At 71.2% G+C, this 23108-nt stretch carries 21 protein-coding genes; 10 read left to right on the top strand and 11 right to left on the bottom strand.

The genetic code is table 11. The annotated features are described in order from the left end of the window. Positions 1-1564: glycosyltransferase family 39 protein (locus tag AE652_RS02500; protein WP_049649415.1), on the top strand; the 1564-nt coding region annotated here is incomplete at its 5' end. 19 nt (positions 1565-1583) lie between these two features. Here AE652_RS02500 and AE652_RS02505 read toward each other — a convergent pair. Then, positions 1584-2078 carry a GNAT family N-acetyltransferase gene (locus tag AE652_RS02505; RefSeq protein WP_049649416.1) on the bottom strand — a complete coding sequence of 165 codons (495 nt, stop codon included), beginning with the start codon at positions 2076-2078 and terminating at the stop codon, positions 1584-1586. Between the two features lie 410 nt (positions 2079-2488). Here AE652_RS02505 and AE652_RS02510 point away from each other — a divergent pair, with 410 nt between their 5' ends. Further along, positions 2489-3475 (top strand): helix-turn-helix domain-containing protein, encoded by a 987-nt coding sequence (locus tag AE652_RS02510; RefSeq protein WP_049649417.1) that lies wholly within the window; start codon positions 2489-2491, stop codon positions 3473-3475. Positions 3476-3518: 43 nt separating this feature from the next. Here AE652_RS02510 and AE652_RS02515 read toward each other — a convergent pair whose 3' ends face one another. The 4 genes from AE652_RS02515 to AE652_RS02530 all read right to left on the bottom strand — a co-directional run bounded on the left by AE652_RS02515 (position 3519) and on the right by AE652_RS02530 (position 7564). Then, entirely contained in the window at positions 3519-4397 is an 879-nt protein-coding gene (locus tag AE652_RS02515) for a histidine phosphatase family protein (protein WP_107086342.1), read from the bottom strand. Between the two features lie 154 nt (positions 4398-4551). Beyond that, positions 4552-6162 carry a monocarboxylate uptake permease MctP gene (gene mctP / locus AE652_RS02520; protein WP_049649418.1) on the bottom strand — a complete coding sequence of 537 codons (1611 nt, stop codon included), beginning with the start codon at positions 6160-6162 and terminating at the stop codon, positions 4552-4554. Further along, a complete protein-coding gene (locus tag AE652_RS02525; protein WP_049649419.1) occupies positions 6159-6422 on the bottom strand; it encodes a DUF3311 domain-containing protein in 264 nt (87 codons plus the stop codon). Before AE652_RS02525 ends, mctP begins: the two co-directional genes overlap by 4 nt. Positions 6423-6772: 350 nt before the next feature. Next, the gene (locus AE652_RS02530) at positions 6773-7564 is read right to left on the bottom strand and encodes a GntR family transcriptional regulator (protein ID WP_049649420.1); all 792 of its coding nucleotides are present in this window, start codon (positions 7562-7564) and stop codon (positions 6773-6775) included. 340 nt (positions 7565-7904) lie between these two features. On the opposite strand from AE652_RS02530, the gene AE652_RS02535 reads away from it, so the two are divergent. The 7 genes from AE652_RS02535 (at position 7905) to AE652_RS02565 (ending at position 17699) form a co-directional block, all read left to right on the top strand. Continuing rightward, positions 7905-9194 carry an extracellular solute-binding protein gene (locus AE652_RS02535; protein WP_049649421.1) on the top strand — a complete coding sequence of 430 codons (1290 nt, stop codon included), beginning with the start codon at positions 7905-7907 and terminating at the stop codon, positions 9192-9194. Between the two features lie 138 nt (positions 9195-9332). Then, a complete protein-coding gene (locus AE652_RS02540; protein ID WP_049649422.1) occupies positions 9333-10361 on the top strand; it encodes a carbohydrate ABC transporter permease in 1029 nt (342 codons plus the stop codon). After that, a complete protein-coding gene (locus AE652_RS02545; protein ID WP_049649423.1) occupies positions 10358-11185 on the top strand; it encodes a carbohydrate ABC transporter permease in 828 nt (275 codons plus the stop codon). Before AE652_RS02540 ends, AE652_RS02545 begins: the two co-directional genes overlap by 4 nt. A gap of 6 nt (positions 11186-11191) precedes the next feature. Next, positions 11192-12745 (top strand): glycoside hydrolase family 3 protein, encoded by a 1554-nt coding sequence (locus AE652_RS02550; protein WP_049649424.1) that lies wholly within the window; start codon positions 11192-11194, stop codon positions 12743-12745. A gap of 437 nt (positions 12746-13182) precedes the next feature. Then, positions 13183-14481, top strand: a complete 1299-nt coding sequence (locus tag AE652_RS02555) for an extracellular solute-binding protein (protein WP_049649425.1) — start codon at positions 13183-13185, stop codon at positions 14479-14481. A 238-nt stretch (positions 14482-14719) separates the two neighbouring features. After that, positions 14720-15778, top strand: coding sequence for an SIS domain-containing protein (locus AE652_RS02560; protein ID WP_049649426.1), 1059 nt, complete (start codon positions 14720-14722; stop codon positions 15776-15778). Between the two features lie 400 nt (positions 15779-16178). Further along, positions 16179-17699: a sensor histidine kinase gene (locus AE652_RS02565; protein WP_181970676.1), complete on the top strand. Its 1521-nt coding sequence runs from the start codon at positions 16179-16181 to the stop codon at positions 17697-17699. A gap of 462 nt (positions 17700-18161) precedes the next feature. On the opposite strand, the gene AE652_RS02570 is transcribed toward AE652_RS02565, so the two are convergent. Both AE652_RS02570 and AE652_RS02575 read right to left on the bottom strand, forming a co-directional pair. Next, positions 18162-18413 carry a WhiB family transcriptional regulator gene (locus AE652_RS02570; RefSeq protein WP_014138019.1) on the bottom strand — a complete coding sequence of 84 codons (252 nt, stop codon included), beginning with the start codon at positions 18411-18413 and terminating at the stop codon, positions 18162-18164. Between the two features lie 369 nt (positions 18414-18782). Then, positions 18783-19754, bottom strand: a complete 972-nt coding sequence (locus AE652_RS02575) for a diacylglycerol kinase family protein (protein WP_049649427.1) — start codon at positions 19752-19754, stop codon at positions 18783-18785. 50 nt (positions 19755-19804) lie between these two features. Between AE652_RS02575 and AE652_RS02580 the strand changes: the two genes are divergently transcribed. Then, a complete protein-coding gene (locus AE652_RS02580) occupies positions 19805-20233 on the top strand; it encodes a hypothetical protein (protein WP_049649428.1) in 429 nt (142 codons plus the stop codon). A 68-nt stretch (positions 20234-20301) separates the two neighbouring features. Here the strand turns inward: AE652_RS02580 and AE652_RS02585 are convergent, their stop codons facing one another. From AE652_RS02585 to AE652_RS02600, 4 genes are all read right to left on the bottom strand, one after another. Then, entirely contained in the window at positions 20302-21369 is a 1068-nt protein-coding gene (locus AE652_RS02585; protein WP_074001418.1) for an RNA polymerase sigma factor SigF, read from the bottom strand. 190 nt (positions 21370-21559) lie between these two features. Beyond that, entirely contained in the window at positions 21560-21970 is a 411-nt protein-coding gene (locus tag AE652_RS02590; RefSeq protein WP_049649429.1) for an anti-sigma regulatory factor, read from the bottom strand. Between the two features lie 188 nt (positions 21971-22158). Continuing rightward, positions 22159-22635 (bottom strand): GNAT family N-acetyltransferase, encoded by a 477-nt coding sequence (locus AE652_RS02595; protein ID WP_049649430.1) that lies wholly within the window; start codon positions 22633-22635, stop codon positions 22159-22161. A gap of 10 nt (positions 22636-22645) precedes the next feature. Continuing rightward, the gene (locus tag AE652_RS02600) at positions 22646-23029 is read right to left on the bottom strand and encodes a nuclear transport factor 2 family protein (RefSeq protein ID WP_049649431.1); all 384 of its coding nucleotides are present in this window, start codon (positions 23027-23029) and stop codon (positions 22646-22648) included. Between the last annotated feature and the right edge of the window lie 79 nt (positions 23030-23108).

Genomic DNA, 23108 nt, shown 5'->3' on the forward strand with positions numbered 1-23108 from the left:
CTCCCCGGCCGACCGGCGCCGCCGCAGGCCCGGGCCGCCCCGGGTGCCGCACCCGGCCCGGCCGGTGCTGCGGGCGGACTGGCTGCCGCTGCTGGCCGTGCTGCTGGTCCAGGCGGCGCTCTCGTACCACCTGATCCTCAGCAACACCGCCTTCATCGACGAGGGCACCTACATCTACGCGGGCTACCAGGAGATCGCGCACCTGCGGCACGGCACCCCGGTGTCGACGTACGAGACCTTCTTCTCCGGATCCCCGCTGATCTACCCGGTGGTGGTGGCCGTCGCGGACTTCGTCGGCGGGCTGAACGGCGCCCGGCTGCTGAGCCTGGCGTTCATGCTCTCCGCCACCACGGCCGTCCACCTGGCCACCCGTCGGCTGCACGGCTCGCTCGCGGCGTTCTGCGCGGCGGCGGCCTTCGTCGCGCTCGGCCCCACCCAGTTCCTCGGCGGCCTGGCCACCTACGACGCGATGGCGCTGGCGGTCCTCGCCTGGGCCGGGTACTTCGCGGTGCGGCTGACCACGGGCGGCGGGTACCCGAGCCTGGTCGCCTCCGGGCTGCTGCTGGCCCTGGCCGGCGCCACCAAGTACGCCGCGCTGCTGTGGGTGCCGGTGGTGTGCGGCATCGCGGTGCTGGCCGGGCCGCGCGGGTCGCTGCGCAGCTGGGAGGCCTGGCGGCGCGGGCTGCTGGTGCTGCTCACCTTCGTGGTGGCGGTCGGCGCGGCGGCGCTGGCGGCCGGCGAGAAGTACGTCAACGGCTTCAACCACACCACGCTCAAGCGCGCCCCGGGCCACGACTCGTACTCCTACGTGGCCTCGGAGGCCGCCCGCTGGGTGGGTCCGCTGCTGGTGGTCGCGCTGGCCGGGGTGCTGGTGCAGCTGGTGCGGGCGCGGCGGCGCGGCGGCGCGGCCTGGCCCGAGTTCTGGCTGGCGCTGTTGCTGCTGCTGGCCGGGCTGATGGCGCCGGTGAACCAGATCCGCATCCACACCTGGCTGTCGCTGCAGAAGCACGTCGACTTCGGCGCCTGGTTCTCCTGCATCGTGGTGGGCCTGGTGCTGGCCCGTACGGCGCTGTGGCTGAAGGGCCGTCTGCACCTGGTGGCCGGGGTGGCGGCGGCCGCCCTGGTGGTCGGCCCGCTCGCCTGGGTGGGCGCGGCCCAGGGCCGGGAGATGTACGGCGAGTGGTCGAACTCGAAGGAGTTCGTCGCCGCCCTGGAGCCGTACATCGTCAAGGGCGACGACCGGTACCTGGTCGAGAACTACAACGTCCCCGCGTACTACCTGCGCAAGCAGACCACCTGGCAGCAGTGGCACGACCTGGTGGCCGTCTTCCGACGGGACCCGGCCACCGGCGAGATGCAGAACGGGGTGCCCGCGATCCAGGCCGGCATCCAGGCCCACGAGTGGAAGGTCGTGGTCCTGGACTTCACCCAGACCGGGGCCATCGACAAGGCGATCCAGCCCACCCTGAAGGCCTCCGGGTACCGGGTGGTCACCGTGGTGACGAGCGGGAAGCACGGCCGGTACACCGTCTACGTGGCGCCCGGGTACGACAAGAAGCCGTGACGGGCGCCCGGGCCGGTCGTCAGAAGGCCATGGTGTAGACCATCAGGTCCATCCCCGGGTACGGGGCCCAGTCGCGTTCGGGGGTGCGCCGGAAGCCGATGCGCTCGTAGACGCGGTGGGCGGTGGTCATCTCCGGGCGGGTGGAGAAGGCCATGCCGGCCAGGCCGAGTTCGCGGCTGCGGGTGACGGTGGCGCGGACCAGGGCCTCGCCGACGCCGCGGCCGCGGGAGGCGGCGGCGGTGGCGAGCATCCGTATCTCGCCCTCCCGCGGGGTGGCGATGTCCGCCCACTCGGTGCCGCCGACCGCGTAGGTCACGCAGCCGAGGACCCCGGCTCCGGCCGTGTCGACGGCGACCAGGAGTTCGGCCTCGCGGGCCCGTCGCTCGGCGTCGCGCAGCAGGTCGACGTAGCTGCTCGTGGGGTTGGTGAAGCCGTCGCCGACGAAGGCCTCGACGGTGATCCGGCCGGCGTCGGCGAGGTCCTCCGGGAGGGCCTGGCGGATGAGGAAGTCCATGCGGCCAGTGTGCCGGAGCCCTGGTCGGGACGGTCCTCCGGGGTCGAACGGGTCGGAGGGGTCGAAGCGCTCGACGGGGCCGGGGTCGAGGACGGGTCGGCGGTGCCGTGCAGCCGGTCGGGGCGGGCCGGGTCGGCCGGGTAGCCGCCCGGGCGGTGGTAGTTGTCGCGGCCGGCCGCCGGGCCGTGGGAGGTCTCGCGGCCGATCAGCAGGCCGAGCAGGCCGAAACCGCCGACGGCCGCGGTCATCGCGAGTGAGCCGATGAGGGTGTCGCTGTCCATGGGCACCACTGTGGCCGGGCGGCGCCGCGGCCACGAGTGGCAGGAACGACCGATCGCCTCGAAATCCTGCCATCCTCCCGCCGTCCCCTTCCTTCCGCCGGGGCGGGCGCCGGGGGCATCCTGGTGGGCATGCTGAAGAACGTGGTCGCGGTGGTGCTGGAGGAGGTCCACCCCTTCGAACTGGGTGTGGCCTGCGAGGTGTTCGGCCTGGACCGCACCGCCGACGGGCTGCCGGGCTACGACTTCGCGATCGCCGGGGCCCGGCCGGGGCCGCACGCCACCCACTCCGGATTCGCGGTGGACGTCCCGTACGGTCCCGAGCGCCTCGCCGGTGCGGACCTCGCCGTGGTCACCGCGGCGAGCATCCGCCCCGGCTACCCGGAGCCGCTGCTGGCGGCGCTGCGCGGGGTGGTCGAGGGCGGCGGCCGGGTGCTGTCCATCTGCAGCGGCGCCTTCGTGCTGGGCGCCGCCGGGCTGCTGGACGGCCGTCGTGCCGCCACGCACTGGCGGCACGGCGAGGAGCTGGCCGAGCGCTTCCCGCTGACCACGGTCGAGCCGGACGTGCTGTACGTGGACGACGACCCGGTGATCACCTCGGCCGGGACGGCGGCCGGCATCGACGCCTGTCTGCACCTGGTGCGCAAGGTGCAGGGCGCCGAGGTGGCCCGGGAGATCGCCCGCCGGATGGTGGTGGCACCGCACCGGGAGGGCGGGCAGGCCCAGTTCGTGAACCGGCCGCTGCCGGAGGCCGCCGGCGACTCGCTGGCCCCGCTGCTGGACTGGATGCGCCACCACCTGGCCGAGGAGGCCACCGTCGAGCAGCTGGCCGCCCGGGCGCACATGTCGCCGCGCACCTTCGCCCGCCGCTTCCAGCAGGAGACCGGCACCACCCCGCACCGCTGGCTGGTCGGGCAGCGGGTGCTGCTCGCCCAGCGGCTGCTGGAGTACACCACCGAGCCGGTGGACGCGATCGCCGCCCGCTGCGGCTTCGGCAACGCGGCCGCGCTGCGGCACCACTTCGGCCGCCGGCTGGGCACCACGCCGCTGGCCTACCGGCGTTGCTTCGCCGACCCGGACCCGGACCCGGCCCCGGAACCGGAACCGAAGGCGGGCTGAGGAAGCCGCCGGTTCCCGCCAGTCGGTCGGTCCGGACCAACCGTCAGTCCGTCCCGGCCGTCAGGTGCCCGACGCCGTTCCAGCCGTCCGGCCGCAGCCGCCCGTCCTGGGCCCGCCAGAGGCTGGTGGAGCAGTTGTGCACCGGCCCGAGCGCGGTGAGCTGGTCCTCGGTGAGCCGGTCCAGCGCGTAGCGGAGCATCAGCACCGTGCAGTCGTGCGCGACCAGCAGGACGGGCCGTCCGGCCTCCTCCTCGCAGAGGTCCCGCAGCAGGCTGCGCACCCGCAGGGCGACGTCGGCCCAGGACTCGCCGCCCGGCGGGCGGTAGTACAGCTCGCCCATCTTGCGCCGCCGGGCCGCCTCCTCCGGGTGCTTGGCCTCGATCGCGGCCTTCGGCAGCATCTCCAGGACGCCGAGTTCGCGGTCGCGCAGCCGCTCGTCGTACCGGACGGCGAGGGTGACCGGGACGGAGCCGAGCCCGGCGGCCTGGGCGAGCGCGATCCGGGCGGTCTCGGCGGTGCGCACGTACGGCGAGCACCAGACGCTGCGCGGGCGGTCGGCGCTGGGCAGGCCGGCCCACCAGTGGCCGAGCGCCTGGGCCTGCCGGCGGCCCTGCAGCGACAGCGGGATGTCGGCGTCGCGGCAGCTGATCGGGACGCTGAGCGCTCCGGCGGCCTCGGCCAGCTGGAACTCGACGTTGGCGGTGGACTCCCCGTGCCGGGTGGCGATCAGCACGGACGGCAGCCGGCCGGCCGCCGACGGGCGGTGGGCGGTGCCGTGCTGGCCCTGGCCGGTGGTGTGCGGCCCGTGGCCGGCGGTGTGCTGACCCTGGGTGGTGCCGTGCTGGCCCTGCGCGGTGACGTGGTGGTGCTGGCCCTGCGTGGACTGGTGCTGGCCGTTGAGGGTGGTGCCGAGTTCTGCCATGGCCGCGAGCTCCCCGTGGTCGATCAGGTCCCGGCCGGATGCCGGTCCGGTCTGGTGGTGCCCGGCGTGCACGCCTGTTCATACATATGATCGCGCCGCCTTCTCCAGTGTTCACGGAGAAGGCGGCGCGATCACAGGGCGCGTACCGCGCGAATCAGTGCGCCGCTACAGGCTCCGGCGCGTTCTTCAGCTCGTCGTCGCCGGCTTCGGCGCTGTAGTCGGACGGCCTGGTCTCGTCCGGGCCGTCCGGCGCCTTGACCGCCCGCAGCACCAGGGTGAGCGCCACCGCGACGACCAGGTTGAGGGCGAAGGCGGTGACGCCGATGTAGCCGATCTCGCCGATGCCGGGGATCTCGGCCGCGTTGCCGCCGAAGTGCTTGGTGGCCGGGCTGGCGATCCCGTACGCCTTCCAGGTGCCGTACACCATGCCGGCCGCCCAGCCGGCGAACAGCGCCCAGTGGTGGAACCAGCGGGTGAACAGGCCGCCGACGATCGCCACGAAGGTCTGCAGGATCCACAGGCCGCCCAGCAGCTGGAGGTTGATCGCGGCCTGCTTGTCCATGCCGAGCACGAAGACCAGCGCGCCGACCTTCACCAGCAGCGAGACCAGCTTGGCGATCCGGGTCTCGTCGGCGGGGGTGGCGGCGGGCTTGAGCCACTCCTTGTAGACGTTGCGGGTGAACAGGTTGGCCGCCGCGATGGACATGATGGCGGCCGGCACCAGCGCGCCGATGCCGATCGCGGCGAAGGCCACGCCGGTGAACCAGTCCGGGAACATGTCCGCGAACAGCTGGGGCACCGACAGCTGGGCGTTGTAGCCCTTGACGCCCTTGCCGACGCCCGCCGCGAGCGCCATGAAGCCGAGCAGTGCCAGCAGGCCCAGCATCAGCGAGTAGGCGGGCATGATCGCCATGTTGCGGCGCACGGTCTTGCGGGACTTGGAGGCCAGCACGCCGGTCACCGAGTGGGGGTACATGAACAGCGCCATCGCCGAGCCGAGGGCGAGCGTGGCGTACGTCCACTGCTTGTTCTCGGGGATGGTCAGCGAGCCGCCCTTGACCTCCTTGAAGTGCTGCGCGGCCGAGTCGAAGATGTGCCCGTAGCCGCCGAGCCGGATCGGGATGTAGATCACCGCGACGATGATCACGATATAGACCAGGGCGTCCTTGACGAAGGCGATCAGCGCCGGGGCCCGCAGGCCGGAGGAGTAGGTGTAGGCGGCCAGCACGCCGAAGGCGATGAACAGCGGCAGGTCCTTGACGAACCAGTTGGCGTTCTCCCCGCCGCCGACCCCCAGCACGTCCAGCACGGCCTGGATGCCGACGAGTTGCAGGGCGATGTACGGCATGGTGGCCAGGATGCCGGTGAGCGCGACCACCAGCGACAGCGGTCGCGAGCCGTACCGGCCGCGCACGAAGTCGGCCGGGGTCACGTAGCCGTGCACCCGGGAGACCGACCAGAGCCGGGGCAGGAAGAGGAAGACCAGCGGGTAGGCGATGATCGTGTACGGCACCGCGAAGAAGCCCGCCGCGCCGGTCGCGTACACCGCGGCCGGGACGGCGACGAAGGTGTACGCGGTGTAGAGGTCGCCGCCGAGCAGGAACCAGGTCACCCAGGTCCCGAAGCTGCGGCCGCCCAGGCCCCACTCGTCCAGGTGCGCGGCGTTGTCCGCGCGGCGCCAGCGCGAGGCGAGGAAGCCCATCACGGTGACGAGGGCGAAGAACAGCACGAAGACCACGAGGGCCGGCACGTTGACGTCCTTCATCGCGCACCGCCCTTCCGGGCCGCCTTGCGGGCCTTCTCGTCCCGGGTGATCAGCAGGTAGGCGGCGACCGTGAACACGGCCGACACCGGCACCCAGAGCAGCTGGTACCAGTAGAAGAACGGCACCCCGGCCACCGCCGGGTCGCTCTTGTCGTACGAGGACACCCAGAGCGTCGCGACGATCGGCACGAGCAGGGCGAGGCCGGCCAGCACCCGCTCGGGCGTCACGGCCGGGACGGGCCTCCCGGCTGGCTCGGGCATGACATCTTCGACGCTGGGAGGATCAGAGGGCATCTTCGGCTCCGCTCCGGAGGGGTTCCCCGTCGGCGCCGCAGCCCCTCGGCGCCGAGCGCCGCACGGGCCCGCCGAGCAGCACCATCGGTGATCGGCAGTCAGGCCAGTACGGCTGCGCAATCTAGAGCATGGGGTGATCCATGTCACCGGGATTGACCGAACTTCCCACCAGCCGGACGCAACCGGCCGGAGTCCGCCGCCGGGGGGCGCAAAAGCCACCACCGCCGGGGGCCGCGGGAGAAGCCGCCGCGGAACGCGAAGGGCACCGGCGCGTGGGTCGCGCGCGCCGGTGCCCGGGATGCGGTGGGGGAGTGCGGCTACTCCGGACGCTTCAGTCGGGTGATGAACTTGTAGCGGTCGCCGCGGTAGATGGAGCGCACCCACTCGACCGGGGCCCCGTCGTTGTCGAAGGAGTGCCGGGAGAGCTGGAGCATCGGCAGGCCGAGGTCGGAGCCGAGCAGGCCGGCCTCGCGCGGGTTGGCCAGGGTGGTCTCGATGGTCTCCTCGGCCTCGGCCACGGTGACCCCGTACACCTCGCGCAGCGCCGCGTAGAGGGAGGTGTGCTTGGCCAGGTTGCGGCGCAGGGCCGGGAAGCGCTTGGCGGAGAGGTGGGCGACCTCGATGGCCATCGGGTCGCCGTTGGCGAGCCGCAGGCGCTCGATCCGCAGCACCCGGCCGCCGGGCTTGATGTCGAGCAGCGGGGCGAGCCGGTCGTCGGCGGTGATGTAGCCGATCTCGATCAGCCGGGAGGCGGGCTCCAGGCCCTGGGCCCGCATGTCCTCGGTGTAGGAGGTCAGCTGGAGGGCCTGGGCGACCTTGGGCTTGGCGACGAAGGTGCCCTTGCCCTGGATGCGCTCCAGCCGGCCCTCGACGACCAGCTCCTGGAGGGCCTGGCGCACGGTGGTGCGGGAGGTGTCGAACTGGGCGGCGAGCGCCCGCTCGGGCGGCACCGGGGTGCCGGCGGGCTGGGTCTCGGTGAGCTGCAGCAGGTGCCGCTTCAGGCCGTAGTACTTGGGGACGCGCGCGGTCGGGTCGGTGCCGGCCTGCGTCGGGAGGCTGTTCACCTCGGGGTCGTTGACCTGGGCGGTGGATCCCCCGTCGCTGCTCATCGGACCTGTTCTCCCGCTTCTCGCGAGGCCTACGGCGACCCCGCCACATCGTTAACGGCTCACATCGTTGCATGTATGGCTACGGAACGAATACCTCATCACGCGATGAACGATGTGCGGTGTCGGCTTGATAACGGGTGGTCGAGATCGGTCGAACAGCCGTTGACAGGCCCATTGGTCTAGGCCAAGCTCCAGGCAGCTGGTCTACACCACTAGGCCGGTAGCTATGAATCCCCCCACCCGTTCGAAGGGGTCCGCGGCACCTTTCCCCCCGCTTTGTGTGGGTCTGCCGCTGCCGCCCGACGGGGGTAACCCAGGCATCCCTCAGGAGGATGGCGTAATGAAGCGTCAGCTCATCGCGGCGGTCGGCGTCGCAGCAATGGTCGTCGGCCTGGCGGCTTGCGGCTCGGACGGCAAGAAGAGCGAGGGCGACTCGGGGTCGTCCTCCGCCTCCGCGGCGGACAAGTACAAGGGCAAGACGCTCAAGGTCTGGACCATGACCGGCTCCGCCCCGAAGGGCTGGACCGACGCGGTCAAGACCGAGTTCGAGACCACCTACCCGGGCTCGAAGGTCGAGTACGCGACCCAGGAGTGGGGCGGCATCGGCGCCAAGATCACCGCCGCGCTGTCGGAGGGCTCGGTCGACGTCCTGGAGGTCGGCAACACCCAGACCGCCGGCTACGCCTCCTCGGGCGGTCTGCTCGACCTCACCAAGGAGAAGGCCGCCCTGGGCGGCGACGCCTGGCCCGCCAACCAGAACGAGTCCGCCGTCCTGGACGGCAAGCAGTACGCCGCCCCGTGGTACGTCACCAACCGCGTGGTCGCCTACAACAAGGACCTGTGGACCAAGGCCGGCCTGACCGACACGCCGAAGACCCTGGAGGAGTTCTACAGCGACCTGGAGAAGCTGAAGACCACCGAGGGCGTCGTCGACCCGATCTACATGCCCGGCCAGGAGTGGTACGTCTACTTCGGTCTGCTCACCAGCGAGGGTGGCAAGATCGCCAAGAAGGACGGCGACAAGTGGGTCGGCGGCCTGGGCTCGCCCGAGAGCCAGAAGGCCTTCGAGACCTACAAGAAGCTCCAGGGCTACTCGGCCACCGGTCCGAAGGACAAGGACGAGGCCACCCCGCAGCAGAAGGACGTCTTCGCCCAGGGCAACGTCGGCGCCATGATCGGCCTCGGCTGGGAGCTGCCGGACGAGAAGGCCATGCCGAAGGACAAGATCGGCTACTTCGCGCTCCCCGGCAAGACCGCCGACAAGCCCACCGGCGTGTTCCTCGGTGGTTCGAACCTCGCGATCGCCTCGCAGAGCAAGAACACCGACATGGCCAAGGACTACCTGAAGATCGCCCTCAACGACAAGAACGAGGGTCTGTTCGCCGCCGCCGGCATCACCACGAACAAGCCCGCGCTGAACGCCAACATCCAGGGCGACTTCGCCAAGGCCGCCCAGCAGGGCGCCACCGTCGGCGCGATCACCCCGAACACCCCGAACTGGTCCAGCGTCGAGGACAACCCGAACCCGGTCAAGGAGTTCCTGACCGCTGTCCTCCAGGGCGGCGACTTCGCCTCCACGGCCAAGAAGTACGACGACGAGATCGCCAAGAAGCTCAACCAGAAGCAGTAAGCACCCGGGACCCGTCCTCGGCCCTCCCGCAGGCGGGAGTCCGGAGGCGGGTCCCAGCAGCGTCGTTCACCGGCCCCCGGCGGGGGGCCGGTGGGCGGCGCCTGTCCGTCGTGGCCAGGTTGTGAGGAAGTGAGAACGATGGCTGTGCATTCGGAGCGGGTGCAGACACAGTCCCCGGACCCAGGGAAGGCCGCTGTGGCCGGTCAAGAGACGAGCGCCTCGGGCGGCGGCTCGAAGGGCACCGCGCCGAAGGGCGCCAGATCCGCGGGCGGCCCCAGCCTGGGCTCACGCCTCGCGCCGTACCTGCTGCTGCTGCCGGCCACCGTGGCGACCCTGGCCCTGCTGGGCTGGCCGCTGCTCAAGACGGTCCTGCTGTCGTTCCAGAACCTCAACAGGCGCCAGCTGGTCCTGCACCTGACCGAGTGGACGGGTTTCGACAACTACAAGGAGCAGCTGACCGACCCGGAGTTCTGGTCGGTCACCGGCCGGACCATCGTCTTCACCCTGGTCAACGTGGTGCTGATCATGGTCGGCGGCACCCTGATCGGTCTGCTGCTGAACCAGCTCGGCAAGAAGATGCGGCTGGTGCTCCAGGTCGCGCTGCTGCTGGCCTGGGCCATGCCGGTGGTCGCCGCGACCACCGTCTACACCTGGCTGTTCGACTCCCAGTGGGGCGTCGTCAACTGGATCCTGGAGCAGCTCGGCTGGCAGTCGATGCACGGCTACAACTGGCTCAGCAACCAGTACTCGACGTTCTTCGTGATCATCCTGCTGATCGTCTGGATGTCGATCCCGTTCGTGGCGTTCAACATGTACGCCGGCCTGACCACCATCCCGAAGGAGCTCTACGAGGCGGCCCGGATGGACGGCGCCGGCGCGCGCAAGATCTTCACCGCGGTGATCTTCCCCAACCTGAAGCCGTTCTTCCTGGCCACGACCTTCCTCGAGGTCATCTGGGTGTTCAAGGCGTTCACCCAGGTCTACGCGGTCAACGCCGGTGGACCGGAGAAGCTGACCCGGACCCTGCCGGTGCACGCCTTCCTGGAGGGCTCGGCCGGCCAGCACTACGGCGTCGGCTCCGCGATCGCGGTGCTCACCATCCTGATGCTGGGCGTGCTGATGGCGTACTACTTCCGCATCATGATCAAGCAGGAGGACGAGCTGTGAGGCGCTCTCTCTTCGGACGTACCTGGCTGAACGTGATCGCGGCCGTCCTCGCCGTCTTCTTCGTGTTCCCCGTCTACTGGATGTTCGCGACCGCGTTCAAGCAGAACAGCGACATCATCAGCCCGACGCCGGTGTTCATCCCGCTCGACGCGACCTTCGAGCACTTCACCACCGCGGTCAACGCGCCGAACTTCTGGACGTACGTCCTCAACAGCGTCGTCGTCACCGTCGGCGCGGTGCTCGGGTCACTGGTGATCGCCACCCTGGCGTCCTTCGCCATCGCCCGGATGAGGTTCCGCGGCCGCAAGGCCTTCGTGCTGGTCATCATGATGGCCCAGATGGCGCCCTGGGAGGTCATGACCATCGCGGTCTACATCATCTCCCGCGACAACGACATGCTGAACAGCCTGGTGCCGCTGACCCTCTTCTACATGATGATGGTCCTGCCCTTCACCATCTGGACGCTGCGCAGCTTCATCGCCGCGGTGCCGAAGGAGCTGGAGGAGTCGGCCATGGTGGACGGCTGCACCCGCTCCCAGGCCTTCGTGAAGGTGATCTTCCCGCTGCTGGCCCCGGGCCTGATGTCGACCTCGCTGTTCGGTTTCATCACGGCGTGGAACGAGTTCCCGCTCGTCCTGATCCTCAACAAGGACCAGGGCAAGACGCTGCCGCTGTGGCTGTCGTCCTTCAAGACCGCCTTCGGCAACGACTGGGGCGCCACCATGGCCGCGTCCACGATGTTCGCCATCCCCGTGCTGATCCTGTTCGTCTTCCTCCAGCGCAAGGCGGTCGGCGGTCTGACCGACGGCGCCGTGAAGGGCTGAGTCCACGTGAGCATCCTCGTTCCCACCGTGCCGGACAGCGACCAGCTGCACCGCGACGCCCTGACCGTCCTCCAGCCCGGCTTCGTCGGCACCGAGCCGCCGGAGTGGCTGCGCCGCCACCTCGCCGCGGGCCTCGGCTCGGTCGCGCTGTTCGACCGCAACGTGGTCGACCTCGACCAGCTGTCCGCGCTCACCCGGGCGCTGCGCGCCGAGAACCCCGACCTCCTGATCGCCATCGACGAGGAGAGCGGCGACGTCACCCGGCTGGAGGCGGGCTCCGGCTCGTCCTGGCCGGGCAACCTCGCGCTCGGCGCGATCGACGACCCGGCGCTGACCCGGGACGTCGCCCGCGAGCTGGGCCGGGCGCTGGCCGCGGCCGGCGTCAACTACAACTGGGCGCCCACCGCGGACGTCAACTCCAACCCGCGCAACCCGGTCATCGGCGTCCGCTCCTTCGGCGCCGACCCCGAGCTGTGCGCCCGGCACACCGCCGCCTGGGTGGAGGGCCTGCAGTCGGCCGGCGTGGCCGCCTGCTCCAAGCACTTCCCCGGCCACGGCGACACCGCGGTGGACTCGCACCACGGCCTGCCGGTCATCGACGTCGACCTGGACGTGCTGCGGGCCCGCGACCTGATCCCGTTCCAGGCGGCGATCGCGGCCGGCACCAAGGCCGTGATGACCGCCCACATCATGATCCCGGCGCTGGACCCGAAGCTGCCGGCCACCCTGAGCCCGACCGTGCTGCGCGACCTGCTGCGCGCGGCCCCGGCCGACGGCGGCCTCGGCTACCAGGGCCTGATCGTCAGCGACGCGATCGAGATGGGCGCCATCGCCGACACCTTCGGGATGGGCGAGGGCACCGTGCTGGCCCTGGCGGCCGGCGCGGACGCGATCTGCGTCGGCGGCGGGCTGGCCGACGAGGAGACCGTGCTGATGCTGCGCGACGCCATCGTGGCGGGCGTGCGCTCCGGCCTGCTCGCCGAGGAGCGGCTGGCGGACGCCGCCGAGCGGGTCCGGGCGCTGGGCAGCTGGGGCCGGATCGCGGCCCAGGGCGAGCGGGTCGAGCCGGACCTGGCGGTCGGCCTGCGGGCCGCGCGCCGGGCGCTCAAGGTGGTCCGGGCGCCGGGCCAGGTGGTGCCGCCGGTGAGCGAGCGCCCGTACGTGGCCTCGTTCTCGGACGAGCCGAACATCGCGGTCGGCGACGTCACCCCGTGGGGTGTGGCCGGCATGCTGGCGGACCGCTTCCCCGGCACCCGCACCCGCGCGGTGTCGGCGGCCGAGGCCGCGCCGGAGCTGCTGGACGCCCTGGTCGGCGAGCTGCTGGCCGGCGCCGAGGGCCGCCGCCTGGTGCTGGTGGTCCGGGACGCGCACCGGCACGCGTGGATGTCCGCCGCGCTGCGCCGCCTGGTGGCGGCCCGGCCGGACGCCGCCGTGGTCGAGATGGGCCTGCCCCAGTCGGAGCCGGTCGGCGCGCTGTACATCGCCACCCACGGCGCCGCCCGGGTCTGCGGACTGGCGGCCGTGGAGGTCCTCACCGGGCAGCCGGGAGCGGTCGGCTGACACGATCGACGCGACGTCACCGGCGCTGTCCGGTGGCGTCGGCGAACGGGCCCGTCATGCGCATGTCGCATGGCGGGCCCGTTCTGTTTCCCCGCCGTCGACCCGGGGGACCACCGAGTGACCGTGTTCCCTCAAGCAGGCCTTAAATCCACCTTAAGACCTACTTAGGGTGACGGAACGACGACTGGCGGCCACGCGGTACAACGGCTCTGCAACGGCCGCCCCGACGAAGGCTTTTGGTCGTTGACACCACCTATGGTCTAGGCCAGAGTCCAGTCATCCGGTTCGAGATTCAACCTCGCCGGATGTGGTATCGGCCCTCCCCCAAGCTCTTCGCCGCCCCCTGTCCGGACTCTCCGCCACGGGCGCCAATCACGCTGCCGGCGGGCACAACGGCTCTACACCCCTCGGAGGATGGCGTGAAGAAGCGTCAGCTCATGTCGACGCTCGGGACCCTGGCACTGGCGGTCGGTCTGACGGCCTGTTCCTCGACGGCGAAGCCCTCGGGCGACGCCGGCGCGGCCGGTTCCGCGGACCCGAAGGCCGCCGGTGGCACCGTCACCGTCTGGCTGATGGACGACGCCCAGAAGAACTGGCCGGACCTGGTCCAGCGGGTCAACGACGAGTTCGCGGCGAAGTACCCGAACGTCACCCTCAAGCTCGCCTACCAGGGTTGGGCCGACAAGCTGGCCAAGCTCGACAAGGCCATCGCCGACGGCAGCGCCCCCGACGTGGTCGAGCTGGGCAACACCGAGACCATGAAGTACGTGCTCTCCGGCGCGCTGGCCCCGGTGGACCGCGGCACCTTCGACAACTCCGACAGCTGGATCAAGGCGCTCGCCAACACCTGTACGTACCAGGACAAGCTCTGGTGCGTGCCCTACTACGCCGGCTCCCGGGTCGCCATCTACAACTCCACCGCCTTCCAGCAGGCCACCGGCAGCGCCGACTTCCCGAAGACCGAGGCGGAGCTGCTGGCCGCGCTGGACAAGGTCGCGGACCGGAACAAGGCCGACAAGACCTTCTCCCCGCTCTACCTGCCCGGCCCGTACTGGTACGCCGCGATGAGCTACGTGGCCGCGTACGGCGGCGGCATCGCCAAGTTCGACGGCTCCGGCAACTGGCACGGCACCCTGCACGACCCCAAGTCCCAGCAGGGCATCAGCCACTTCGTCGACCTGGTGCGCAAGTACAACAAGGGCGACCTGGCGGTGAACGAGCAGAACCAGTTCGAGTCGATGGCCCGCGGGCACGCCGCGTCCTTCTACGGCAACGGCTACGAGGCGGCCAGCGTCACCGCGCCGGTCACCGGCGACCCGAGCCTCAAGGACGCCGTCAAGGTGGCCACCATGCCCGGCCCGGACGGCAAGCCGCTGCCGACCTTCATCGGCGGCTCCGACCTCGCCGTCACCGCCAAGTCCCAGCAGGTGGCGCTGGCCACCGACTGGATCCGGATGTTCACCAGCACCAAGTCCGAGCAGGCGCTGGCCGACAAGGACATCCTGCCGAACAACCTGACCCAGCTGAACCCGCTGAAGAGCAAGCCGAGCACCGCCGCCGCGGCCAACGCCGTCCCGGACGCCTGGTTCACCCCGCTGGCCCCCGGCTGGGGCGCGGTCGAGAAGCAGAAGATCATCCCGGACATGCTGACCTCGATCCTCAAGGGCAAGTCGGTGGACCAGGCCACCAAGGAGGCCGACGCCGCGATCGACCAGCTGATCAACAAGGCGTCCTGACCTCCCGTCGCGCCCGTCTCCGGACGCCCGTCCCGTCGTCGGAAGGGCGTCCGGAGGGGTGCGCGGGTGGGCGTGCGCGCGGGGCGCGCGGGTGTGCGGACGGAGGTGCCCGGCGGCGGGCGCGCCCGTAGGATCGTGGGACGAAGGACCGCAGCGAGTGTGCGGACTCGCCGCCTGGAGGTCCCCGCCGGGCAGCCGCCCGAGCGGGGTCGAACCGTCTCACCGGAGGCAGACCCAGATGTCCGACCCGCAGACCGTTCCCGTCCCCGGCCGGATCATGGCGGCGGAGATGGCCGAGCAGCCGGCCGTCCTCCAGCGCATCCTCGACGAGGGTGCCCCGAAGATCCGCGAGGTCGCCGCACAGATCGCCGCCCGCCGCCCGCGCTTCGTCCTGCTCACCGCGCGCGGCACGTCCGACAACGCCGCGCTGTACGCCAAGTACCTGATCGAGATCCTGCTCGGCAAGCCGGCCGGCCTGACCTCGATGTCCACCACCACCGCGTACGGCGCCAAGCCGGACCTCACCGACGTGCTGGTCGTCACCGTCAGCCAGTCCGGCGGCTCGCCCGACCTGGTGGCCTCCACCAAGGCCGCCCGCGAGGCCGGGGCCGTCACGCTCGCGGTGACCAACAACGCCGCCTCGCCGCTCGCCGAGGTCTCCGAGTTCCACATCGACGTGCTGGCCGGCCCGGAGAAGGCGCTGCCGGCCACCAAGACGTACACCGCCGAGCTGCTGGCGCTCTACCTGCTGGTCGAGGGCCTGCGCGGGGGCGACGGCGCGGCCGCCAAGGAGCTGCCGGGCCTGGCCGCCGGGGTGCTGTCCCGCCGGGCCGAGGTGAAGGCGTTGGCGGAGCGCTACCGCTTCGCCCAGCGCCTGGTGATCACCTCGCGCGGCTACGGCTACCCGACCGCCCGCGAGGCGGCGCTCAAGCTGATGGAGACCACCTACATCCCGGCCACCCCGTTCTCCGGCGCCGACCTGCTGCACGGCCCGCTGGCGATGGTGGACAACGTCTCGCCGGTGATCGCGATCGTCCCGGACGGCAAGGGTGGCGAGGCCCTCCAGCCGGTGCTGGACCGGCTGCGCGGGCGCGGCGCGGACCTGGTGGTGGTCGGCCAGCAGGCGCAGGTGGACGCCGCCTCGGCCGGCTTCGCGCTGCCGGCCGGCGTGCCCGAGGAGGTGCAGCCGATCCTGGAGATCCTGCCGCTGCAGCTGCTGGCCTACGAGGTCACCATCGCCCGCGGCCAGGACCCGGACGCCCCGCGCGCCCTGGCCAAGGTCACCGAGACGCGGTAGCCCGTCCCGCGCGCGAGCCGGCCCCGGTCCACGGGTTGTGGACCGGGGCCGGCTCGTTGAGCGGCGGAGACATGGTCCCGGGGGTGGAAAACACTACGGGCCACGGCGCCGACACGGGACCCTCAACCCATGCGGCACCGCAGCCCGGAGCTGTCGTCGGGCGCCAGATGGGATCGAGAACTGTGCGGGGTCCTCGATCTGCGGCGTCCGACCGAGGAGGGGCCGCGCGCGGTCAGGGCAGTTGCGCGGGGACCTCTCCTTGGTGCCCTTCCATTGTGGACTAGACCAATCTCGGTTGTCCAGGCCTCCCGGAAAATTGGTCTAAACAACTCAGGGGGTGTCCGGACCCGGCGGGAGGCCTGGCGCGCCCGGCCCGGACCGGCGGCGCTACCCTCGCCATGTGCCCTCGCTGAACGAACTCGTCCGCCGCCACACCACCCTCACCGGGGCCGATGTGGAATGGCTCCACCACCTGGTCTCGGAGTGGCAACTGCTCTCCGACCTCTCCTTCGCCGACCTGGTGCTGTGGATCCCCACCTGGGACGGCATCCGCTACGTCTCGGTGGCGCAGATGCGGCCCAACACCGGGCCCACCTCCTACCAGGACGACATGGTCGGCCACCTCGTCCCGCGCGGCCGCCGCCCGCTGCTGGACGCCGCCTTCGACGAGGGCCGGATCGTGCGCGAGGGCGACCCGGAGTGGCGCGAGGAGGTCCCGGTCCGGGTCGAGTCGATCCCGGTCCGGCGCGAGGGCAAGGTGCTGGGCGTGATCGCCCGCAACACCAACCTGCTGACCGTCCGCACCCCCAGCCGGCTGGAGCTCACCTACCTCCAGAGCGCCTCCGACCTGGCCCAGATGATCGCGGCCGGCTCCTTCCCCTTCCCCGGCGTCGAGCAGGCCGACATGGACGCGGCCCCCCGGGTCGGCGACGGCCTGATCCGGCTGGACGCGGACGGCGTGGTCACCTACGCCAGCCCCAACGCCCTCTCCGCGTACCACCGCCTCGGCCTCACCACCGACCTGGTCGGCAGCCACCTCGGCCGGGCCACCGCCGACCTCGCCCCGCCGTCCCGCTCGGCCGTCCACGAGGCGCTGGTGAAGCTGGCGAGCGGCTGGGCGCCCCGGCAGACCGAGGTGGAGGCGCAGGGGGGAGTGGTGACCCTGCGGGCGATCCCGCTCAAGCCCAAGGGCACCCTGACCGGTTCGCTGGTGCTCTGCCGGGACGTGACCGAGCTGCGCCGCCGCGACCGCGAGTTGATGACCAAGGACGCCACCATCCGGGAGATCCACCACCGGGTGAAGAACAACCTGCAGACCGTCGCGGCCCTGCTGCGGCTGCAGTCCCGCCGGATGGAGTCGGAGTCCGCCCGGGCCGCGCTGGACGAGGCGGTGCGCCGGGTCGGCTCGATCGCGATCGTGCACGAGACGCTCTCCCAGGCGCTGGACGAGCAGGTGGCCTTCGACGAGATCGCCGACCGGGTGCTGGCGATGGCGATGGAGCTGACCCAGGACGGCCGGGTGGCGACCCGCCGCACCGGCAGCTTCGGGATCCTCTCCGCCGAGGTGGCCACCCCGCTGTCGATGGTGCTGACCGAACTGCTCCAGAACGCCCTGGAGCACGCGTTCGGTCCGACCGCCTCCGGGAACCTGGAGGTCAGCGCGCTGCGCGGGCGGGCCCCGGCGACCGGCAAGGGCTGGTCGGACACCTGGAACGGCGGCGCCCGGCCGGAGGAGTACCTGCTGATCACGGTGCAGGACGACGGCCGCGGCATGCCGGAGGGCTTCGACCCGAAGACGGCGGGCAACCTCGGGCTGCAGATCGTCCGGACGCTGGCCACCGGCGAACTGGGCGGCACCTTCGACATGGTGGCCGGCCCGAACGGCGGTACGAAGGTGATCCTGGAGATCCCCGTCCGCTGAGATCCCCGTCCGCGGGGAAACCGTTGCGCGAGGAAACCGTTGCGCGGGGATGCGCACAGGTGCGTGGAGGGGGCGTGCGTCCGGCGGAAGCGCCGGGTGCGCGCACCCACACGCCGGGGTGCGGAACGGGGTGCGGAAACAGAAACGAGGCCCTGTCGACCGGGGGGGGTGGGTCGACAGGGCCTCTCAACCCGTTCCGGCCGTCGGGGGGAGTCGGCCGGAGCGGGGGCTCTGGGTGGTGCGACACCTCGCCGGTGCGTTGCACACGGTGAGCGCCACAGCTCCACGATATTGCTCTAAGTGAACAGTATCAAGTGCTTGGGCGGGTCCGGTGTCGCGGGACCTGGCTGGGCGAGGTCCTTGGTGCGGAAGGCTTCACCAGGAGGTGCAGGGAAGCCTTTGATCATGTGTCGATCGGTACTGCGGTCACTGCTGGTACTACGGCGTGTGATCGCCGGGTGATCAGGCGGTGCGGGCGCGGTTGCGGGCTGCACGGCGCTTCATCGCGCGGCGCTCGTCCTCGCTCATGCCGCCCCAGACGCCGGCGTCCTGACCGGTCTCGAGCGCCCACTGGAGGCACTGCTCCATCACCGGACAGCGGCGGCACACGGCCTTGGCTTCCTCGATCTGCAGCAGAGCAGGACCGGTGTTCCCGATCGGGAAGAACAGCTCGGGGTCCTCTTCGCGGCAGACAGCGCGGTGGCGCCAGTCCATGGTCGTCCAACTCCTCCTGCCGCGGGGGGTGGCCCGATCGGCATAATCGAATGGCTTGTGAATGTGAACGCTTTCACGAATCCCGCAACAGCAAAAGAGACCAAAGGCCCGTCGGGCCCGGGTGGTCTGTGCTGGGGGGGATTCGGCGATTCGAGGGACACTCCGCGGTCGGCGCTCCTGTGGTTCCGGAGTTGCCGTCGCTGCGATGTGTCCCGATCGCCATGTAGAGGTTCGCAAACCTCGGGCTCGGATACAACCCCCTTCGGGGAGGAATTTTGGATTCTTCGGTGTCGCCTAGCTCACAGCCAGTACTTCTATGGAGTGAAGGGGGCTTGTGCGTTCGAGAAGAAGGAGGAACCCCCCTTCCAGTCACACAATCACACGCAGTGCCCGCCGTACGCCTGTGAAACTGACGCGACTCCTGTCTCCAAGATGGTCCCCGTCGACCTGGAACGGGGCCGGTTCCTCCGAAACCAAGGTGAAGTGTCTGACGTCGTGATAGGAGACGACGTGCTTCCCGGAGGGGCCGCTGGGAGGGGCGCCGTCGGTCGAAGTCGTGTACGACCGCAGGATCTGACGGACCGTTCGAGCGGTGCCGAACGCCGTCATCCGGGTGATGCCGAAGACGTCCAGGTCCGTGTCGAAGGAGGCGAGCGGTGAGGGGTAGACCGGACGGTTGCCGAGGAACGTCCAGGGAGAGGTGTTGCTGACTATCGACAGCACCAGGCCCGGAACCCGCTCGTGGCCCGGCAGCTCCAGGGAGACGGGGCCGGAACGGCGCTGCTCACGCTGGGTGAAGTAGTGCCGCAGGGCCTGGCCGACGTACAGGGCGTGGGTGGACTTGCGCCCGGCCCGGCGCTGCTCCTCGACCCGCCCGACCACCCCGGCGTCGAAGCCGAGGCCGGCGGTGAAGGTGAACCAGCGGTCCGGCAGCCCCTCGGTCATCGCCTTGCCCAGCCCGATCGGCCGCTCCCGGCCGTGCTCCAGCGCGTCCAGCAGGGCGCCGGTGGCCTCCACCGGGTCGTTGGGCAGGCCCAGCGCGCGGGCGAACACATTGGTCGAACCGCCCGGCACCACGGCCAGTCGCGGGACCTTCTCGCCCGGGCCGTGCGCCAGCAGCCCGTTCACCACCTCGTTGACGGTGCCGTCCCCGCCCAGCGCCACCACCAGGTCGACCGTGCCGTCCTCCGCCGCCTCGCGGGCCAGGTCGCGCGCGTGGCCCCGGTAGCGGGTCTCGGCGACCTCCAGCTTGAGATCGCTGCGCAGGGCGTGGATCAGGACGTCCCTGGTCCGGCCACTGGTGGTGGTGGCCTTGTGGTTCACGACCAGGAGAGCGCGCATGGGGAAAGCCTACGGGTCGGTACGGAGCAACCGGCGGCTACCCTGCTGGAGTGACCGCAGAAACCTCCGCACCCGTACCCTCGGCCGGATCCGGCCGCCCGGCCTCCCTGACCCTGGGCGCCGCCATCACGGCCCTGGCGGGCGCCGCGCTGGCCGTCGTCGGCGTCTGGGACATGGTGGCCGCGCTGTCCGGCCAGTCCAAGCAGCTGGCTCTGAACGAGTTCGGCGGAGCGGTCATCGTGCTGCTCGGGGTGCTGCCGGTGCTGGCCGCCCGCGCCCTGCTCAAGGAGCGCCGCTGGGGCCGCAGTCCGGCGGTGCTGACCAACTCGATCTGCCTGCCGGTCGGCTACTACATGGCCGAGAGCGGCGGCGCGATGATCGCGGTCGGCGTGCTGGTCGGGGCGCTCGGCCTGGTGGGCATCGGCTGCCTGCTGAACCCGAAGTCGACGGCGGCCCTGTACGCCCCGTCCGAGGACTAGGGGTACAGGGCCGCCGGGAGCCTGAAGCCGGGGAGCCTCAAGCCGGGGGAACTGAAGGAGCGTCAGTCCTACTCCTCCACCAGGAGCTTCTCCCGCAGCTGGGCCAACGTCCGGGCGAGCAGCCGGGACACGTGCATCTGGGAGATCCCCACCTCGGCGGCGATCTGCGACTGGGTCATGTTCCGGAAGAACCGCAGCACCAGGATCTTCTGCTCCCGGGGCGGCAGTTGGGCCAGCAGCGGCTTGAGCGACTCGCGGTACTCGACGCCCTCCAGCGCCTCGTCGGTCGCGCCCAGGGTGTCCGCGACGGCCGGCGACTCGTCGTCGCTGTCCGGCACGTCCAGGGACAGCGTGGAGTACGCGTTGGCGGACTCCAGGCCCTCCAGGACGTCCTCCTCGGAGATCCCCAGGTGCTCGGCCAGCTCGTGCACCGTGGGGGAGCGGCCGTGCCGCTGGGAGAGCTCGCTGGTCGCCGTGGTGAGCGACAGCCGCAGCTCCTGGAGGCGGCGCGGGACGCGCACCGCCCAGCCCTTGTCGCGGAAGTGCCGCTTGATCTCGCCGACGATGGTCGGCGTCGCGTAGGTGGAGAACTCGACCCCGCGCTCGTGGTCGAAGCGGTCCACCGACTTGATCAGGCCGATGGTGGCGACCTGGGTCAGGTCGTCCAGCGGCTCGCCCCGGTTGCGGAAGCGCCGGGCCAGGTGCTCGACCAGCGGGATGTGCATCCGCACCAGCTGGTTGCGCAGCTCGACCCGCTCCGGGGAGCCCTCGGGCAGTGCGGACAGCCGGACGAACAGCGCGCGGGCGGCCTCCCGGTCCGGGGCGCCGGTGCGGTGCGAGCCCTGGGCGGGCAGGGCGACGTGCGGCTCGACCTCGGCCGTCGGCTCGGCCTCGACCGCGGGGTCGGCCTCGACCGCCGGTTCCGTCCCGACGGCCGGGGCCGTCTCGTCCACCGGGTCCGGCGGGGGCGCGGAGGCAGGCGTCGGCTCGGACGTCGGCTCGGTGGGGTGGCTCATCCGCTGGGCGTCCTTCGGGTGCGCTTCGTCGTTGGCGGCGAGGCCGGGAACGCTCGCCTGGGTCGGTACGGCAGGTCCCGCCGTCGCGAGGCCGGTACGGTCCAGATCACTCACGGCCATTCCCCCGTTCCGTTCCGGGAGCACCGGGGCCGGTGGCCCCGGAATCGTCTCGTTGGTCGTACCGCGTGGGTGGCGGTACCGGGAGCCGTCCGTCGGTCCCCTGAGCGGGGGAGCGGCGGACGGCCCTTGCGCGGGTGCTGCTCGGTGCTGCTCGGTGCTGCTCGGTCGTGCGGTGCGGTCCGGCGCCCGACTAGTGGGAGGGGGACCCGCCGCGCTTCTTGTGCAGGCTGATCGTCACGGTCCTGTCCTCGGCGACCGAGGAGTCGACCTCGCCGGCCAGGGCGGAGAGCACCGTCCAGGCGAAGGTGTCCCGTTCGGGAGCCTTGCCGTCGGTGGTCGGGGCGGAGACGGTGACCTTCAACGAGTCGCCGACCAGCCGGAACTCGCAGGACAGTACGGAGCCGGGCACCGCCTGCTGGAGCAGGATGGCGCAGGCCTCGTCGACCGCGATCCGCAGGTCCTCGATCTCGTCGAGCGTGAAGTCCAACCGGGCCGCCAACCCGGCCGTCGCTGTTCGCAGGACGGAGAGGTAGGCCCCGGCTGCGGGCAGCCGGACCTCCACGAAGTCCTGAACGCCGAGATCGCCGTCGATCTGGGACACCCTTGCCTCCTGGGTGGCGCGCTGTGCTTTCTTGGTACCCCGCTTGTTACCGCTTGCTACCCCCGAAGGGGGCCCGGCGCCGCGGATCCGCCATCGCTCTGCCTTCCGCACCCCGGTTCGGGAGTTACTCATGGTAAGGCATTGCGACGCAGGGTGGCAGACCCTTTCCCCGGACTCCCGGGAGCCGTTCAGCGCTGCCCGGCGGCGGCCAGCGCCCCGTCGGAGAGCCGGTACACCGTCCACTCGTCCATCGGCACCGCGCCGATCGACTTGTAGAAGTCGATCGAGGGCTGGTTCCAGTCCAGGACCGACCACTCGACCCGGGAGTAGCCGCGCTCGACGGCGATCCGGGCGAGTTCCAGCAGCAGCGCCTTGCCGTGGCCGCCGCCGCGCGCCTCCGGGCGGACGTACAGGTCCTCCAGGTAGATCCCGTGGGTGCCGCGCCAGGTCGAGAAGTTGCGGAACCAGACCGCGAAGCCGACCGGTTCACCGGTGGCGTCGTCCTCGGCGATCAGCCCGAACAGGGCCGGGTTCTCGCCGAACAGGGCCTCGTGCAGCTGCTCCTCGGTGGCCTTCGCCTCGTGCAGGGCCTTCTCGTACTCCGCGAGTTCGCGGATCATGGCGTGGACGACGGGGACGTCGGTGGCGACGGCGGTGCGGATCATGTCCGTGAGCCTACTGCTCGGGACCGGTCTCGTCCCAGGCCTGGAGGGAGGTCTGGTCGATGATCCGGCCGTCCCGCAGACCGGCCATCGAGGACATCAGCACCCGGACGCCGTCCGGGTACCGGCAGGACTCCAGGAAGGCGACGTGGTCGCCCTGGACGACCACCTGTTCCAGTGTGTGGGTCATCTCGCGGCCGTAGACGTCGTCCAGCATGGCGCCGATCTCCTCCCGCCCGTGCATCACCAGGGGGTGGCTGGGCTGGGTCTTGCGGTCGACCATGCGCAGTTCGGCGTCCTCCGCGTAGAGCGCCAGGAGGGCCTCGGCGTCGCGGCGTTCGATGCCCTCGCGCAGTGCGCGGGTGTCGAAGGCGGCGGGGGCCGTCGTGGTGGTCATGATCTCGCTCCTCCGGTCGGGTTCCGTCGGCTCGTACCTTGAGCGTACGCCCGCGGCCGCCCGGACCCGGAGGAGCGGG

Origin of the sequence: Kitasatospora sp. MY 5-36, assembly GCF_001182915.1 — a bacterium.
Taxonomy (GTDB): Bacteria; Actinomycetota; Actinomycetes; order Streptomycetales; family Streptomycetaceae; genus Kitasatospora.